The 13575-nt window shown below is 73.7% G+C and carries 13 protein-coding genes and 1 tRNA gene; 5 read left to right on the top strand and 9 right to left on the bottom strand.

The genetic code is table 11. From position 1 onward, the window contains the following. The 3 genes from CCN51_RS21650 to CCN51_RS21640 all read left to right on the top strand — a co-directional run. A partial coding sequence (locus CCN51_RS21650; protein ID WP_342749388.1) for a nucleotide disphospho-sugar-binding domain-containing protein occupies positions 1 to 506 on the top strand: 506 nt, incomplete at its 5' end. Positions 507 to 578: 72 nt separating this feature from the next. Next, positions 579 to 2003 (top strand): NDP-hexose 2,3-dehydratase family protein, encoded by a 1425-nt coding sequence (locus CCN51_RS21645; RefSeq protein WP_014179444.1) that lies wholly within the window; start codon positions 579 to 581, stop codon positions 2001 to 2003. Further along, on the top strand, positions 2000 to 3001 hold the full coding sequence (locus CCN51_RS21640; protein ID WP_014179445.1) for a Gfo/Idh/MocA family protein: 1002 nt from the start codon (positions 2000 to 2002) through the stop codon (positions 2999 to 3001). Before CCN51_RS21645 ends, CCN51_RS21640 begins: the two co-directional genes overlap by 4 nt. A 57-nt stretch (positions 3002 to 3058) precedes the next feature. Here CCN51_RS21640 and CCN51_RS21635 read toward each other — a convergent pair. From CCN51_RS21635 to CCN51_RS21605, 7 genes are all read right to left on the bottom strand, one after another. Continuing rightward, positions 3059 to 3132 (bottom strand) — tRNA-Lys (locus tag CCN51_RS21635). A gap of 56 nt (positions 3133 to 3188) precedes the next feature. Then, entirely contained in the window at positions 3189 to 3752 is a 564-nt protein-coding gene (locus CCN51_RS21630; protein ID WP_014179446.1) for a bifunctional DNA primase/polymerase, read from the bottom strand. 125 nt (positions 3753 to 3877) lie between these two features. Beyond that, a complete protein-coding gene (locus CCN51_RS21625; RefSeq protein ID WP_014179447.1) occupies positions 3878 to 4246 on the bottom strand; it encodes a hypothetical protein in 369 nt (122 codons plus the stop codon). A gap of 97 nt (positions 4247 to 4343) precedes the next feature. Then, a complete protein-coding gene (locus tag CCN51_RS21620) occupies positions 4344 to 5639 on the bottom strand; it encodes an AAA domain-containing protein (protein ID WP_055414293.1) in 1296 nt (431 codons plus the stop codon). Between the two features lie 101 nt (positions 5640 to 5740). After that, positions 5741 to 7348 carry a hypothetical protein gene (locus CCN51_RS21615; RefSeq protein WP_014179449.1) on the bottom strand — a complete coding sequence of 536 codons (1608 nt, stop codon included), beginning with the start codon at positions 7346 to 7348 and terminating at the stop codon, positions 5741 to 5743. Next, on the bottom strand, positions 7339 to 8622 hold the full coding sequence (locus CCN51_RS21610) for a hypothetical protein (RefSeq protein ID WP_014179450.1): 1284 nt from the start codon (positions 8620 to 8622) through the stop codon (positions 7339 to 7341). The genes CCN51_RS21615 and CCN51_RS21610 overlap by 10 nt, the downstream gene beginning before the upstream one ends. Continuing rightward, positions 8534 to 9562, bottom strand: a complete 1029-nt coding sequence (locus CCN51_RS21605) for a phosphatase PAP2 family protein (RefSeq protein ID WP_043487545.1) — start codon at positions 9560 to 9562, stop codon at positions 8534 to 8536. Before CCN51_RS21605 ends, CCN51_RS21610 begins: the two co-directional genes overlap by 89 nt. 303 nt (positions 9563 to 9865) lie before the next feature. Between CCN51_RS21605 and CCN51_RS21600 the strand changes: the two genes are divergently transcribed. Continuing rightward, positions 9866 to 10459, top strand: coding sequence for a histidine phosphatase family protein (locus CCN51_RS21600; protein WP_014179452.1), 594 nt, complete (start codon positions 9866 to 9868; stop codon positions 10457 to 10459). A gap of 16 nt (positions 10460 to 10475) precedes the next feature. Here CCN51_RS21600 and CCN51_RS21595 read toward each other — a convergent pair whose 3' ends face one another. Further along, complete coding sequence (locus CCN51_RS21595; RefSeq protein ID WP_245881664.1) at positions 10476 to 11855, bottom strand: NsdA family TPR-like regulatory protein; 1380 nt, start codon at positions 11853 to 11855, stop codon at positions 10476 to 10478. Positions 11856 to 12062: 207 nt separating this feature from the next. Between CCN51_RS21595 and CCN51_RS21590 the strand changes: the two genes are divergently transcribed. After that, on the top strand, positions 12063 to 12497 hold the full coding sequence (locus CCN51_RS21590) for a hypothetical protein (protein WP_078610636.1): 435 nt from the start codon (positions 12063 to 12065) through the stop codon (positions 12495 to 12497). 26 nt (positions 12498 to 12523) lie between these two features. Here CCN51_RS21590 and sigJ read toward each other — a convergent pair whose 3' ends face one another. Then, positions 12524 to 13450, bottom strand: a complete 927-nt coding sequence (gene sigJ / locus CCN51_RS21585; protein ID WP_014179455.1) for an RNA polymerase sigma factor SigJ — start codon at positions 13448 to 13450, stop codon at positions 12524 to 12526. Between the last annotated feature and the right edge of the window lie 125 nt (positions 13451 to 13575).

The raw sequence follows: 13575 nt of genomic DNA, 5'->3' as shown, positions 1-13575 counted from the left end.
AGGACGGGCAGGACGGGCAGGACGGAGCGTCTGAGGAGGGCAAGGCCGCGTATCGGGTCTGTGTCGCCTGGGACGACCCCGGCGGTCCGCCGAAGCCCGTACGCGCCGCCCTGCGGCACGCCGAGACGCGTGGCGCGGAGGTGGTGTTGTGGCCAGGCCCGGCAGCGCCGCCGTACCGGCTCCCGGCGGGCTGTCGGGCCGTGCTGCACCAGGGCGGCGGTACGGCCGTCGTGGCCGCCGCCGCGGCGGGGGTGCCGCAGCTGGTCGTCGCACCGCGCCCGGAGCAGCAGCTCAACGGGGCGCGGCTCGCCCTCGTGGGCGCCGGGCGGCTGGTACCGGTGGACGCGTCGCCCGCCCGCCTCTTCGCCGAGCTGTCGGCGCTGCTGGAACAGCCCTCGTACGCCGCCGCCGCGCGCGAACTGCGCGCCGAGGTGCTGTCGATGGCGGGGCCGGACGAGGCGGTGACCAGGCTTGTAAGCCCGGCGCAAGCCTCATGTGCACCATAGGCACACGACACCAGGCCACACCGGCACCGCCCGCCCACGCCCATACGTATCTCCAGACCGAGGAGCAGCCCCGTGTCGACCACCAGCCTGCCGACCCGCCCCGTACTGCGGCCCCGGGAGGACCCCGGGCTGCCCGCCCGGCTGGCCCGGTCGGCCGCCGCGAACCAGGGGGGCCGGGTGCGCACCGCGGACTTCGGCGGCTGGCTCGCCGACCGCGGGCGCGCGCATGACTTCAGCGTGGACCGCATCGCGTTCGCCGAGCTGGACGGCTGGTCGTTCGAGTCCGGCACCGGCAATCTGGTGCACCGCAGCGGGCGTTTCTTCACCGTGGAGGGGCTGTCCGCCGCCACCGACGAGGGCCCGCACCGCGGCTGGCACCAGCCGATCATCGTCCAGCCCGAGGTGGGCATTCTCGGCATCCTGGCCAAGGAGTTCGACGGGGTGCTGCACTTCCTCATGCAGGCCAAGATGGAGCCGGGCAACCCCAATCTGCTCCAGCTGTCGCCCACCGTGCAGGCGACCCGCTCCAACTACACCAAGGTGCACAAGGGCCTGGACGTGAAGTATCTGGACTACTTCGTCACGCCCGGGCGCGGCCAGGTCCTGGCGGATGCCCTGCAGTCCGAACACGGCTCGTGGTTCTACCGCAAGAGCAACCGCAACATGATCGTCGAGGCGCTGGACGACGTCCCGCTGTACGACGACTTCTGCTGGCTGACCCTGGGGCAGATCAATGAACTGCTCCACCAGGACCTGGTCATCAACATGGACGCGCGCACGGTGCTGTCCTGTATGCCGGAGTACGGACAGGAGCTCGGGACCGAGCACGGGCCCAGCGCCGGGGAGCGCGCGCTGCACACCGACGCCGAGCTGCTGTCCTGGTTCACCGGCGAGCGCTCCCGGCGCGAACTGCGGGTCGAGCGCGTCCCGCTGGCCTCCGTCCCCGGCTGGGTGCGCGGTGAGCGGTCCGTCGACCACGAGGAGGGCCGGTACTTCAAGGTGGTGGCGGTGTCGGTGCGGGCCGCCAGCCGCGAGGTGAGCAAATGGACCCAGCCGCTGTTCGAACCGGTGGGGGCCGGGGTCACGGCGTTCGTGGCGCGGCGGATCGGCGGGGTGCTGCATGTGCTCGCGCACGCACGCGTCGAGGGCGGCTTCCTCGACACGGTCGAGCTCGGCCCCACCGTCCAGTGCACCCCCGCGAATTGGGACCATCTCCCCTCCGCGGACCGGCCGCCCTTCCTCGACCTGGTCCTCGCCCCCCACGGCGGCCGGGTGCGGTACGAGGCGGTGCACTCGGAGGAGGGCGGGCGGTTCCTGAACGCGGACAGCCGCACCCTGGTCGTGGAGTGCGACGACGCCCCGCTCGACCCGCCGCCGGGATACCGCTGGGTCACCCCGGCCCAACTGCGCTCGCTGGTCCGGCACGGCCACTACGTCAACGTCCAAGCGCGTACGCTGCTGGCCTGCTTGGGAGCGATGGGAGGGGACGGCCGATGAGTGACGCCGGGCTGCGCGTCGGGGTACTGGGCTGTGCCGGTTTCGCGCGCCGCCGGATGCTGCCGGCCATGGTGGCCGCGCCGGGCGCCGAGGTCGTGGCGGTGGCCAGCCGGGACGCGGCCAAGGCCGTGGAGACGGCGCGGACGTACGGCTGCCGTCCGGTGACCGGGTACGCCGAGCTGCTGGCGCTGGAGGAGGTGGAGGCGGTGTATGTACCGCTGCCCGCCGCCCTGCACGCACCGTGGGTGGCGGCGGCGCTGCGCGCGGGCAAGCATGTGCTGGCCGAGAAGCCGCTCACCACCGACCTGGCGCGCACCGCCGAGCTGCTGGCCCTCGCCCGCGAGCTGGGTCTGGTGCTGATGGAGAACGTGATGTTCGTCCACCACGGCCAGCACGAGGCCGTGCGCAAGGCGCTCGCCGAGGGGGCGATCGGTGAACTGCGCGCGATGCACGCCGCGTTCGCCATCCCTCGGCTCCAGGACACGGACATCCGCTACGCCCCCGGTCTGGGCGGTGGCGCGCTGTGGGACGTCGGCGTGTATCCGGTGCGCGCGGCGCTGCACTTCCTGGGCCCCGAGCTGCGGGTCGCGGGCGCGGTGCTCACCCAGGGCGAGGGGCGGCGGGTCGACACCTCCGGGGCCGCCGTGCTGCACACCCCCGAGGGGGTCACCGCCCAGCTGACCTTCGGACTCGACCATCCCTATGTGGCCAGATACGAGCTGTGGGGCACTGAGGGACGGCTGAGCGTGGAGCGCGCCTACACCCCGCCCGCCGACTTCGAGCCCCAGATCCGGCTGCGGCGCGCGGACGGCGACCAGGAGCTGCCGGTGGCGCCCGACGACCAGGTGGCGAACACCCTAGCCGCCTTCGTACGGGCCGTCCGGGACGCCCAGGGCGGCGGGGAGGCGCCGGACGGGCGGGCCGACGTGCTGCGCCAGGCGGAACTGCTCCACGACATCCGGGAGGCGGCGGCACGGGCCGTCACGCATCAGCACTGAACGTGCACAAAACGCGAAGGCCCCCTCGTCGGAACGAGGGGGCCTTCGCGTTGTCTGTGCGCCGCCAGGGACTCGAACCCCGGACCCGCTGATTAAGAGTCAGCTGCTCTAACCAACTGAGCTAGCGGCGCCTGCTGACGTAGAAGACCTTAGCACCCGGATCCGGCGGAGTGAAAATCGATATCTCTCACCCCGGAAAAACGGCGGGTGTGCTGGTCACAGCGGTGCGGCCGAGGAGCTGGGACGCCGCGCGGGCGGCCCTGACGCAGGCCCACAGTAGCGCCTCGGGGCCGGGCAGCCAGGGGTGCCGGACGTCGGGGGCGACCAGCCAGCGGCCCTCGGTGGCGGGCGTCTCCTCGGGGTACGGCGGCGGGACGGTCACCGCGTCGCCCCAGCTGTAGCAGAGCAGCGGTGGGGCGGACGCCGCCCACTCCTCCCAGCCGAGCAGCGCGGCGAGCCGCCGGGCCGCGCCCGGAACGGCGAACAGCATGACGCGGCCGCGCTGGGTGGCCACCGGACCGGTGCCCGGCCCGTCGGTCCATAACCGGCTCACCACCCGGCGGCCGAAGAGGGCGTCCATGCTGACCACGTCGAAGGCGGTGCCGCACGGCAGGGTGACGGGCACGGTGGGGCGCTGCGCCCACAGTGTGTGCACGCTACGGGGGCAGGCGCTGGCCGAGGCGAGCCAGTCCGCTCCGGCGGGGGTGACATAGGCGGCGGCGTGATGTGAGTCCCGAGGCCATTCGCTCATGTTTCTACACTTACCGGTGGATGACGTGACGTAGGGGAATGAGGGAAAACCGGTACGTGACGATGAGGGGTTGCGGTATCTTCCGCCCGCATATGCCAACGGCCGCGTACCGCTCGCGCTCGCGATCAGTCCGACGCGTCGCCGCCGCCCCGCATCAGCTCGCGGCCGAATTCGACCATCTTCTTGGCATAGTCCTCGGTCCACTCCGCCCGCTCCGCGATCACGGCCGGGGTCAGCCGGTCGAACCGGCGCGGATCGGCGAGCTGGGCCGCGGCCATCGCCTGGAACTCCATGGCGCGGTCGGTCGCCGCCCGGAAGGCGAGCACGAGTTCCGTGGAGCGGGACAGCAGCTCACGCGGGTCCTCGATGGACTCCAGATCGAAGAAGTGCGCCTCGTCCGCGACGGCCGCGGTGGGTTCGAAGAGCAGGGGTGCGGGTTTCAGCCGCCGTGGCGCGGTGCCGTGCGGGCCTTGAGCCGGATGCGGCTCGGGCATGTGATCTCTCCTCGTGAATCGTCGAACCCGTTGCGGGGCTTATCGGCCGAGCTGTCTCGTTCTCTCCCCCCATTGTCGCGCGCGGGGCAAGAGCGCCTTAGGACATACCCGATGGCCGCCAGCTGACACGGTGTTCCGCCAGGTGGGCAAGGACCGCGTGGTTGGCCTCCCACCCATCGGGGAACTTCACCGTGACCCCCAGCTGCACCGGCTCCGTCGACGGATGCTCGTCCAGCAGCTCGGTCACCCCCGCCCGGCACACCACGATGCACGCGTGCCGGTGCCGGGAGGCCAGTACGCACAGCCGGCCGGTCTCCAGATGGAACTCCGTCGCGTCCGGCCGCCCCGACAGCGGGTGCAGCACCACCGTCACATCGAACTCACGCCCCTGGAGCCGGTTGGCCGTGTCGACCGTGACCCCCACCACCCCCAGGTCGGCCAGCGCGGCCCGGACGGCCGCCGCCTGGTCCCGGTGCGCGGTGCCCACCGCGATCCGGTCCGCCGTCAGCGGCACCGGGTCGGCCGACCGCTCGCTGACCGCGGCCCCGCCCCGGTCCAGCAGCCGCCGCGCCACCAGGGCCACGGCGCCCACCGCCTCCGGGTCCGTACGAGGCGTCCGCCGGGCGGGCAGCTCCAGCAGCCCCCACCCCGACTCGGCGGCCTCGTCCAGCACCCGGTCCGGGCCCGAGCCGTCGGACGGAACGCCGAAGCTCAGCCGCCGGTCGCCGTGGCCGGTGCCGCTGCGGAACGGCGTGTACGGATAGAAGGCGTCCGAGACCAGCGGCGCGGCGGAGGCGGGCAGCCGCCAGGACACCGGCAGCCGGTGCTGCGGAAGGTGCGGGTTGTGCGCCAGCAGCGTGCTCACCGCGCTCGCCGACGGGTCGTACGACAGGCCCGCCCACTGCTCCGCGCCCACCACGCTGAACGGGTCCAGCTGCCCGGGGTCGCCGACGAACAGCGCCCGCTCGAAGAGCCCCGCGACGGCCAGCAGCGCGTCCGACCGCATCTGGTACGCCTCGTCGACGATCGCGTGCCGCCAGGGCTCCACGTTCTTGACGTGCGCCCACTTCGCGGCCGTGGAGACGACGATGTCGAGCCCGGCGAGGTCGGCGACCTTGGCCGAGGCGCGGACGGCCGGGTGCCCGTCCAGCACCGGGTCGTACGGATGCGGCTCGCTGCTGTGCAGCCGCCCCACGGGCAGCTCCGGGTCCTCCCGGGCCAGCCGGTCCACCAGATCGTCCACCTGCGCGTTGGTCTGCGCGACCACCATCAGCGGCCGACCGGCCGCCGAGAGCTCACGGGCCGCGCGCACCACCAGCGTCGACTTGCCCGCGCCGGGCGGGGAGTCCACGACCACGCCCCGGTGCGGGCCGTGCAGGGTGTCGTGCAGGATCGCGTCCGTCGCACGGGCGGCCGCCGCCGCCGGGTCGAACGCCTCGGCGCGCCCGGCGGAGGCTCTGCCGGGCGCGCCCTCTGTGGCCGGGTTCGGGGCGGTCACAGGAAGTCCTCCTCGGTCACCGGGTCGGGGGCCTGCGCGGCGTCCGCGCCGGGCGGGCCGCCGTGGGTCCAGGGCGTGGCCTCTACGTCGGGCAGCTCAGGGCCGCCGCGCGGGGCGTGCTCGAACAGGGTCCAGCACACCCGGTCGCCCGGCTCGGGCACCGAACCCTGCTCCGGGGTCTTGCCCCGCCCCATGCCGCCGGTCAGCCGCACGACCAGCGCGCCTTCGGCCGGGTCGGCAAGCTCCTCGTAGCCCGCGAACTCCCCGGTCTGCGTCCTGCCGTCGGCCAGCACCCGGTACAGCTTCACGCCCTCGCCCAGATGCGGGCGGTCCCCGGTGCGGACCGTGACCAGCGGGCGCGGGCGCGGGACCTTCGCCTCCGACCAGGCCATGACCACCTCGGCGACCTCCCCGGCGAACGCCTCCCCGGCCAGCCGCCGCCCCGCCATCACCAGCGGGTCGTCCAGCGCCTCCTGCGCCTCCAACTGTGCCTGCGCGGTCTCGCGGGCGGCCAGCTTCTGCGCGGCGGTCACCGCGTCGTCCAGCTTGGGCTGCGGCGGCTCCCCGGCGCGCACCCGGTCCCGGTGGCCGGTGTACGACCAGCGGTCCCGCTTCCACCGCTCGGCCACCCGCGCCCCCTCCGGGAGCGCGCGCAGCAGGTCAAGACCCCGCCACACCGCGTCCCAGGTGGGCCGCATCTGGGTGGCGATCAGCTCGCGGATCTCGGCCTCGGCGCGGTGCAGCTCGGCGTGGTGCCGCTCCGCGCGGGCCCCGTCCACGGCCCCGGCGGCCGCCATGCGCGCCGCGTCGTACCGGGCCATCGCGGGGGCCAGCAGCTTGTTGTCGAAGGCCGGGTCGGTGGCCGGGCCCGCCGGCGGGCACAGCAGCTGCCCGGCCGCGTCCCGCTCCGACTCGGCCCGCAGCGCCGCCCGGTCCCCCGGCTCCCCCTCCGGCGGGTCGATCCAGGCCAGCAGCGCGCCCAGGTGCTGGTCCTCCAGGTTGGACTGCCCGGTCGCCCAGTGGCGGGTCAGCAGGTCCGTCATCGCCGGCAGCAGACACGAACCGGGCACCCGGGACCGCTCCCCGTAGTGCGTCAGCCACCGCCCGAGCAGCGGCACCCGCGCGGGCGCGGGGAACGGCGTCTCCGGGTCCTGTTCGGCCGTCCGCCGAAACCGCATCGACCGGCCCAGCAGCCGTACGAACTCCACACCCGCGCCGCTGGGCACCACCAGCTGCGGGGCGTCCGCGCACAGCTCGACCTGGACCGGCACCTTCTTCCCGGTCTCCGGGTCGGTCTCCTTGCGCTCCTCCAGGTCGACCTCGTCCGCGTACGAGTCCAGGTACGGCAGCACCACCTCCGCCAGCTCGGCGAGGAACGCGAACCGCAGATCCCGGTCGCGCGGCTGCGCCACGGCCAGCAGCCGCGGCGCGTCCCGCTCGGTCCCCACCAGCGCGCCCAGCGGGGCGCCGGCCTCGCCCGCGGTGGTCAGCGGCACAAAGACCAGCGGCCGGTCGGACAGATGGCGATGGCGGACCGTCGCGACGGGCCGCGCCCGCCCGTCCCGGACGGCTTCCATCCGGGCCAGGGACGTGATCAGCGACACACCGCCTCCACTGCCTTCACTGCTTCCTCGGCCTCTTTGCTGGGCGTCTGCACGGCCCCCAGCGCCTCGGCGCGCAGGGCGGCCGCGCGGCGCAGGGCGTCGACGGCGGGGTCACCGGTGGTCGGGGCCAGGCTGTCGGTGCCGTGGACGCCCTCGGCCTCGCCCTCGCCCCCGGCCTCGCCGAGGGCCGCCGCGAGCACCGCCTCCACGGTCGTGAGCCCGCCCAGCTCGCCCCGTACCCCCCGGCCCAGCGACTCGACGCCGCCCGCCGCCCGGCACCGTGCCCGGCAGTGGACGGCCAGCTCGCACGCGGACAGGCACTCCGGGGCGTAGGCGGCGTCCACCGTCTCCACGGCGGCCATCAGCTCGTCGACCGGCCGGGTCACGGTGCGGCCGTCGTCCGTAAGCCGCAGATCGAAGGTGAGGTCTTCGGGGAGCGCGGCGGCGATCTCCTCGATCCGGGTGAGGCGGGTCAGCTGCCGCCGGGTGACGGCCAGCTGCTTGCGCACATCGACGAGTTCCGCGGTGGGGAGGTTGGAGAAGTCCTTGGGGCACACCAGCAGCACCTCATGGCGCACCCGGGCGTGCGCCTGGGCGGCCACCCGCTCCAGCGCCAGCGCGTACACCGCGGCCTGCCGGGCCGCCGCGCCCACCTTGGCCGCGTCCGCCGAGCCGTCCACCATCGGGAAGGACTTGATCTCGACGACCGTCCACGAGCCGTCGGGGTGCACCACGACCGCGTCCGGCTCCAGGAAGGCGGGGGAGCCGGCGATGTCCAGGCTCACCATGGGGTGGTCGAGCAGCGCCCAGCCTTTGGCCTCCGTGGCCTCCCGCAGGGCCAGCGCCGTACGCGCCGTACGGCCCTGCGGGCCGAACGCGGCCAGGTCGGGGACCGCGGTGGTGCCCGGCTCGGGCGCGGGCGAGCCGTCGCGCAGCCGCTCGTACAGCAGCCGCATCAGCGCCTCGCCGCCGTCCGCCTTGGTCCGGGCCTCGAACGTATTGCCCCGCTGGTGGGCGAACTGGGACTGCCCGAAGGACCCGGGCGACCCCAGCGCCTGGGCGAGGGCGAGCTTGTCGACCCCCGCGCCGTCCAGCAGCGCGCGGCGGCGGCAGCCGGGATTGGCGGCCAGCGCGGCCAGCGCGCGGGCGTCCAGGGGGTGCGGGGTGGTGGTCGGGCCGCGCAGCTCAGCGAGCCGCTGCCGCAGCGCCGTCCCCGGCTGCGGCGGTCTTGCCGCCGCTGCCGCTTCGGACCGCCGCGCCGGCCTCCCTGCCACCGCTGTCGCCGCCCGTGCTTCTGTCCGCGTCCCTGCCCTGCTGTCGAGGGATCCGTTCCCGTTCACGCGCCGAAGTCTCGCACTTGTCACCGACATTCGCGGCGACATTGAGGTTTGAAGCCCCGTTCACGGCCGGAGCAGCGGTTCCGGTGGCCTCGTCGGTGGCCGAGCTCAGGCGGGCCCGGATCCGGGCGGCGAGCCGCAGCGCGGGCTTGGCCAGCAGCAGTCCGAGCCCCATGACGGCCGCCCCGGCGACCGCGTCGAGGAAGTAGTGGTTCGCGGTGCCCATCACCACGAGGGCGATGCCCAGCGGATAGGCGACCCCCAGGGCCTTGATCCACGCCGAGCGCCCGTGCCGCCACAGCACCACGCCGCACCACAGCGCCCACCCCACATGGAGGCTCGGCATGGCCGCGTACTGGTTGGTGAGCCCGCCGAGCCCGCGCGGCGCGCTCGCCTCGCCGCCCCACCAGCCGTACGAGCTGTACTGCGCCATCGTGTCGACGAAGCCGTGACCCGCATCCAGCAGCCGGGGCGGACAGGTCGGCATCAGCGTGAAGCCCACCAGCCCGATGAGAGTGGAGACCAACAGCCAGGTGCGCAGCAGCCGGTAGTCGGCGGCCCGGCGGCGCTTCCACACCCAGGCCAGGATCACGGGGGTGACCACGTAGTGCAGCGAGGCGTAGGCGAAGTCGGCGGGTATCCCGATCAGCTTGTGGCCGGTGAATATGTTGTTGAGCGGGGTCTCGAAGTCGATGTTCAGCCGCTGTTCGAGATGGAGTATGCCCAGGCCATGGTCGACGGCGGTGGTCACGTCGCCCCGGGCCAGCAGCCGGCCGGCCGAGTACGCCGCGTACACCACAGCTATCAGGGGCAGTTCGGTCCACCAACGTGGCCTACTGCCCTGCCATGTTCCGGCGCGGGGCGCGGTCTGGGGCATCCGGACGCTCTCCAAAAAGATCAGGCGGCCAAGAAATGGCGCGCGGTCAACCGTACGGTGTAGGCCAAGCGACTCGCGCACCGCCCCCGAGATGCGTCCGGAAAACGCGGGTCGCCGCTGCTGGAATCCCCCGGCATCCCCCTGCCCGACTTCCCCCCGCGGACGGGTGCGCGATCAGGAAGACGCCGAGATCGCCCCCGGGGTTGCGTCCGGAACGGGTGAGCGATGATGGGACGGTACGGCGCTACCGCCCCGGTGAGGCGCTCCCGATCCCGCTCCCGATCCGGTGAAAGGCAATCCCCCATGGCACCACGCATCCTCCTGGCCCGGCACGGACAGACGGAGTGGTCGCTGTCCGGGAAGCACACCGGCCGCACCGACATCCCGCTCCTGGAGGAGGGCCGGCGCGGCGCCAAACTGCTCGGCGAGCGGCTGCACCACGGGCCGTGGGCGGGCCTGCCGGGCGTCGAGGTGCGCACCAGCCCGCTGGCCAGGGCCAAGGAGACCTGCGAGCTGGCGGGGTTCGGCGACCGGGCGCGGGACTGGGACGCGTTGCTGGAGTGGGACTACGGCGCGTACGAGGGGATGACCCCCGCCGAGATCCAGGCGATCCGGCCAGGCTGGCTGATATGGCGCGACGGCGTCCCCGAGGGCGAGACGCCGGCTGAGATCGCGGCGCGGGCGGACGCGGTGGTGGAGTGGGCCCGCTCGGCCGACCGGGACGTGCTGGTCTTCGCACACGGCCACATCCTGCGCACGCTGGGCGCGCGCTGGCTCGGCCTCGACGTGTCCTTCGCGGCCCGGATCCGCCTGGAGCCGACCTCCCTGTCCGTCCTGGGCTGGGCATACGGCGAACCGGCCATCGAGCGCTGGAACGACACGGGTCACCTGGGCTGACGGGCGGCTTGCGGGCTCAGGTCTGCGCCTCGTAGCGGGCGAGGAAGTCGGCCACTACCGCGTTGCGGCCGTGGGAGCGCAGTACGCGGGCGGTTTCGTCGAGCATCTGCCGGATGCGGGCGGACTTGACCTGGTCCATCAGCTCCAGGGCGCGGCCCGCCGCGACGGCCGCCGCGTCCGGGGCGCCGTCCGCGAGCAGATCGCTGGCCAGCTCCGTGGTGAACAGCGCGATGTTGCGGGTGAAGTGCGGGTTCTGCAGGGCGACCGCGCGGCGGGCGTGCTCGACGGCCCGGCCCCAGTCGCCGAGCGCCGACCAGCACTGCGCCTCCAGGCCCTCCAACTCGGCCTCTCCGTAGAAGGTCATCCACTCGGGGTCGGCGTCGGACGGGCCGCGGCTGAAGAGCGCCTGGGCGCGCAGCAGGGCGCGTTCGCAGCCGGACCGGTCGGTGAGCCAGGCCCAGCCGCCCGCCTCGCGGAGCGCGATCAGCGACAGCAGCCGCGGCGAGGCGAGGCGGCCCGCGGCCCGCTGCGCCGCCTGGGCGGCACGTACGGCCTCGCGGGGGCGGCCCGCGTCGCGGGCGAGGAAGGCGGCGTTGCAGAAGGCGTGTGCCTCCAGGGCAGGGTCGCCGGTGACGCGGGCGGTGGCCAGGGCCTCCGCGTAATGCGCGCGGGCGTCGGTGAAGCGGCCCGAGTCATGGGCCAGCCAGCCCACCGAGATGGCCAGTTCCCCGGCGCCCGCGTACAGCCGGTCGGCGATCGAGCGGCGCCGCGCGCCCGCGTCGAGCAGGGCGTACGCGGCGTTCAGCGGCTGGGCGGTGTGCGGGTAGATGCTGTCCGCGCCGTGCCGGTCGTCCAGCAGCCGGATCCGGCGGACGGCTTCCTCGACGGCCGCGGCCTCCGGCTCGCCGATCCGGCCGCCGGGCCCGCCGACCGGCTCCTGGAACAGGAAGGGGCGGCGCGGCGGATCGCCCTCCTCGGCGGGGGCCGCCCGGCGGCCGGGGCCCGGCCCCGCGTTCGGCGCGGGGGCCGCAACGGGGGCCGCAGCGGGGATCGTCTGCGCGGCGGGCCAGGGCTGGCGGCCGCGTACCGCCTCGCGGGGCGAGAAGCCCAGATCCGTCAGCGTGCGGCCGGGGAACATATGGCGGAAGACGCGCTCATACGCGTAGTTGGGGCAGCGGATCGCCCCGGATTCGACGCGGCCGATATAGCGGGCGTCGCATGAGACCTGCTCGCCGATCTCCCGCGCGGCTCTCCGTACGGCCGCCGCGAACTCGGATGGGGAAAGCTGTCCGCGCAGCCGCCGGAAGGCGGCGTTCGGCCGGGGTGACGAAGACCTCGGTAACGAAGGCTGTGGCGACGAAGACTGTGACGGCGAAGACGCTGGAGGCGGCGTCATGGCGGCCCCTCCCTGACGGTGCTCCCGTGTGGGCGAGAGGAGAACCGTACCGGCTGGGGCACGCCCGACACTCGGACGATGGGGACAAAAGCGAGCAAATCGCCCGCGATTTGCCATGAAGTGCCATCCTTTATGGCGGCATTCGGCCGTAGCCGTTGACACTGTCATGCGTTGAGCTCTTTGCAACCCGTCGAGAGGGAGGCCGGAGTGGACATCAGTGGCTCGCGGACGGCTGCTCAGCATCTCCCGTGTCAGGACTGTGACCTCGTGACCGTGCCCGCCCGTCAAGGGCTGGAGGCGGTGGACATCCTCCGTCGCGTACGCGACGGCGTCGGCCCCGTGCTGCACGACAACGCCTGTGACACGCTCGGCTTCGTGGTGCCCGCCGGCACCGCGGCCGGCTGGGACCTGCCGGGCAGCGAATGCGCACAGACGCCTGGGTGCGGGGTCCGGCTGAGCACGGGCGGCGCCGCCGAGGACGGCGACGAGGAGGGCGGCGGCACGGTGTCACCGCCGCTGACCGGCACCGGCTGGCTGGTGCCGCCGGGCGATACGTACACCGGAGTGACCGACCCCGGCGAGCTGCGCGCCGCGCTCGGGGAGGCGGCTCGCCTGATCGAGGCCGTCGACCGCTGCCAGTGACCGGCGGGGGAGCGCCCGCGTGAGGATCACGTCCAGGGCCGGAGCTTGTCGGGGTTGAGTACGGCCCAGATGCGCTTGATCCGGTCGCCCACGACGTCGAACGCGTACACCGACACGGTGACGCCGTCGGACTGAGCCACCAGACCGGGCCGGCCGTTCACCGTGCACTCCCGGACCGTCAGACTGCCCGCACCGGCCCGACCGGTGAGGAAGCGGGCGATCCGCTCGGCGCCCTCGACCGGGTCGAGCGAGGCCGTGACGACTCCGCCGCCGTCGCCAGTGGCGGTGGCGTCGGGGTCGAGGAGGCCGATGAGGGCGTTGACGTCCTTGGCTTCCCATGCCTGTTTGAAGTCCCTGACGATACGGGCCTGTTGGGCCGTCGGAGGCGCGGGAGCCTGCGCGGCCCGGATCCGGCGGCGGGCCGAGGACGCCAGCTGGCGGCATGCCGCCGGGGTGCGGCCGACGATGTCGGCCACCTCGGCGAAGGGGTAGCGGAAGACGTCGTGGAGGATGAACGCGACGCGTTCGGCCGGGGTCATGGATTCGAGCACGACGAGGAAGGCCATGTTGACCGACTCGTCGAGCGTGATGCGGTCGGCCGGGTCGCCGGTGGTGTCCCCCGGCCGCCCGGTGATCCACTCGGCGGGCTCCGGCACCGGCTCGGGAACCCACTCGCCCACATAGCGCTCCCGCCGCGCCCGGGCTGAGCCGAGCAGGCTCAGACAGATGCGGCTGGCGACCGTCGTCAGCCAGGCGCCGACCGATTCGACGGCCTGCTGCTGCGGGCGGGACATCGCATACCAGCGGGCGTAGGTCTCCTGGACGACGTCCTCGGCCTCGGACAGGGAGCCGAGGAGGCGGTAGGCGAGGTTGAGCAGCCGGCGCCGCTCGCTGACGATCACGCTCAGATGTGGATCGAGACGGCTGTCGCCCGGCCCGGACTGGATGGTCATGACCCTCCCATCTCTCTTTCTTCCTTCATCGCAACGGTTCTCAGTCGTATGACCGGCCGGCCCCTCGGAATGTGAGGTCGAAGCGCCTGAGGTCAGGGCGCCGCCTCACATTCCGGAGGGGCCGG

It is taken from the genome of Streptomyces milbemycinicus (genome assembly GCF_002154605.1).
Lineage (GTDB): Bacteria > Actinomycetota > Actinomycetes > Streptomycetales > Streptomycetaceae > Streptomyces > Streptomyces milbemycinicus.
The sequence above is the reverse complement of the archived record's forward strand: the minus strand, read 5'-3'. Positions and strand labels throughout refer to the sequence as shown.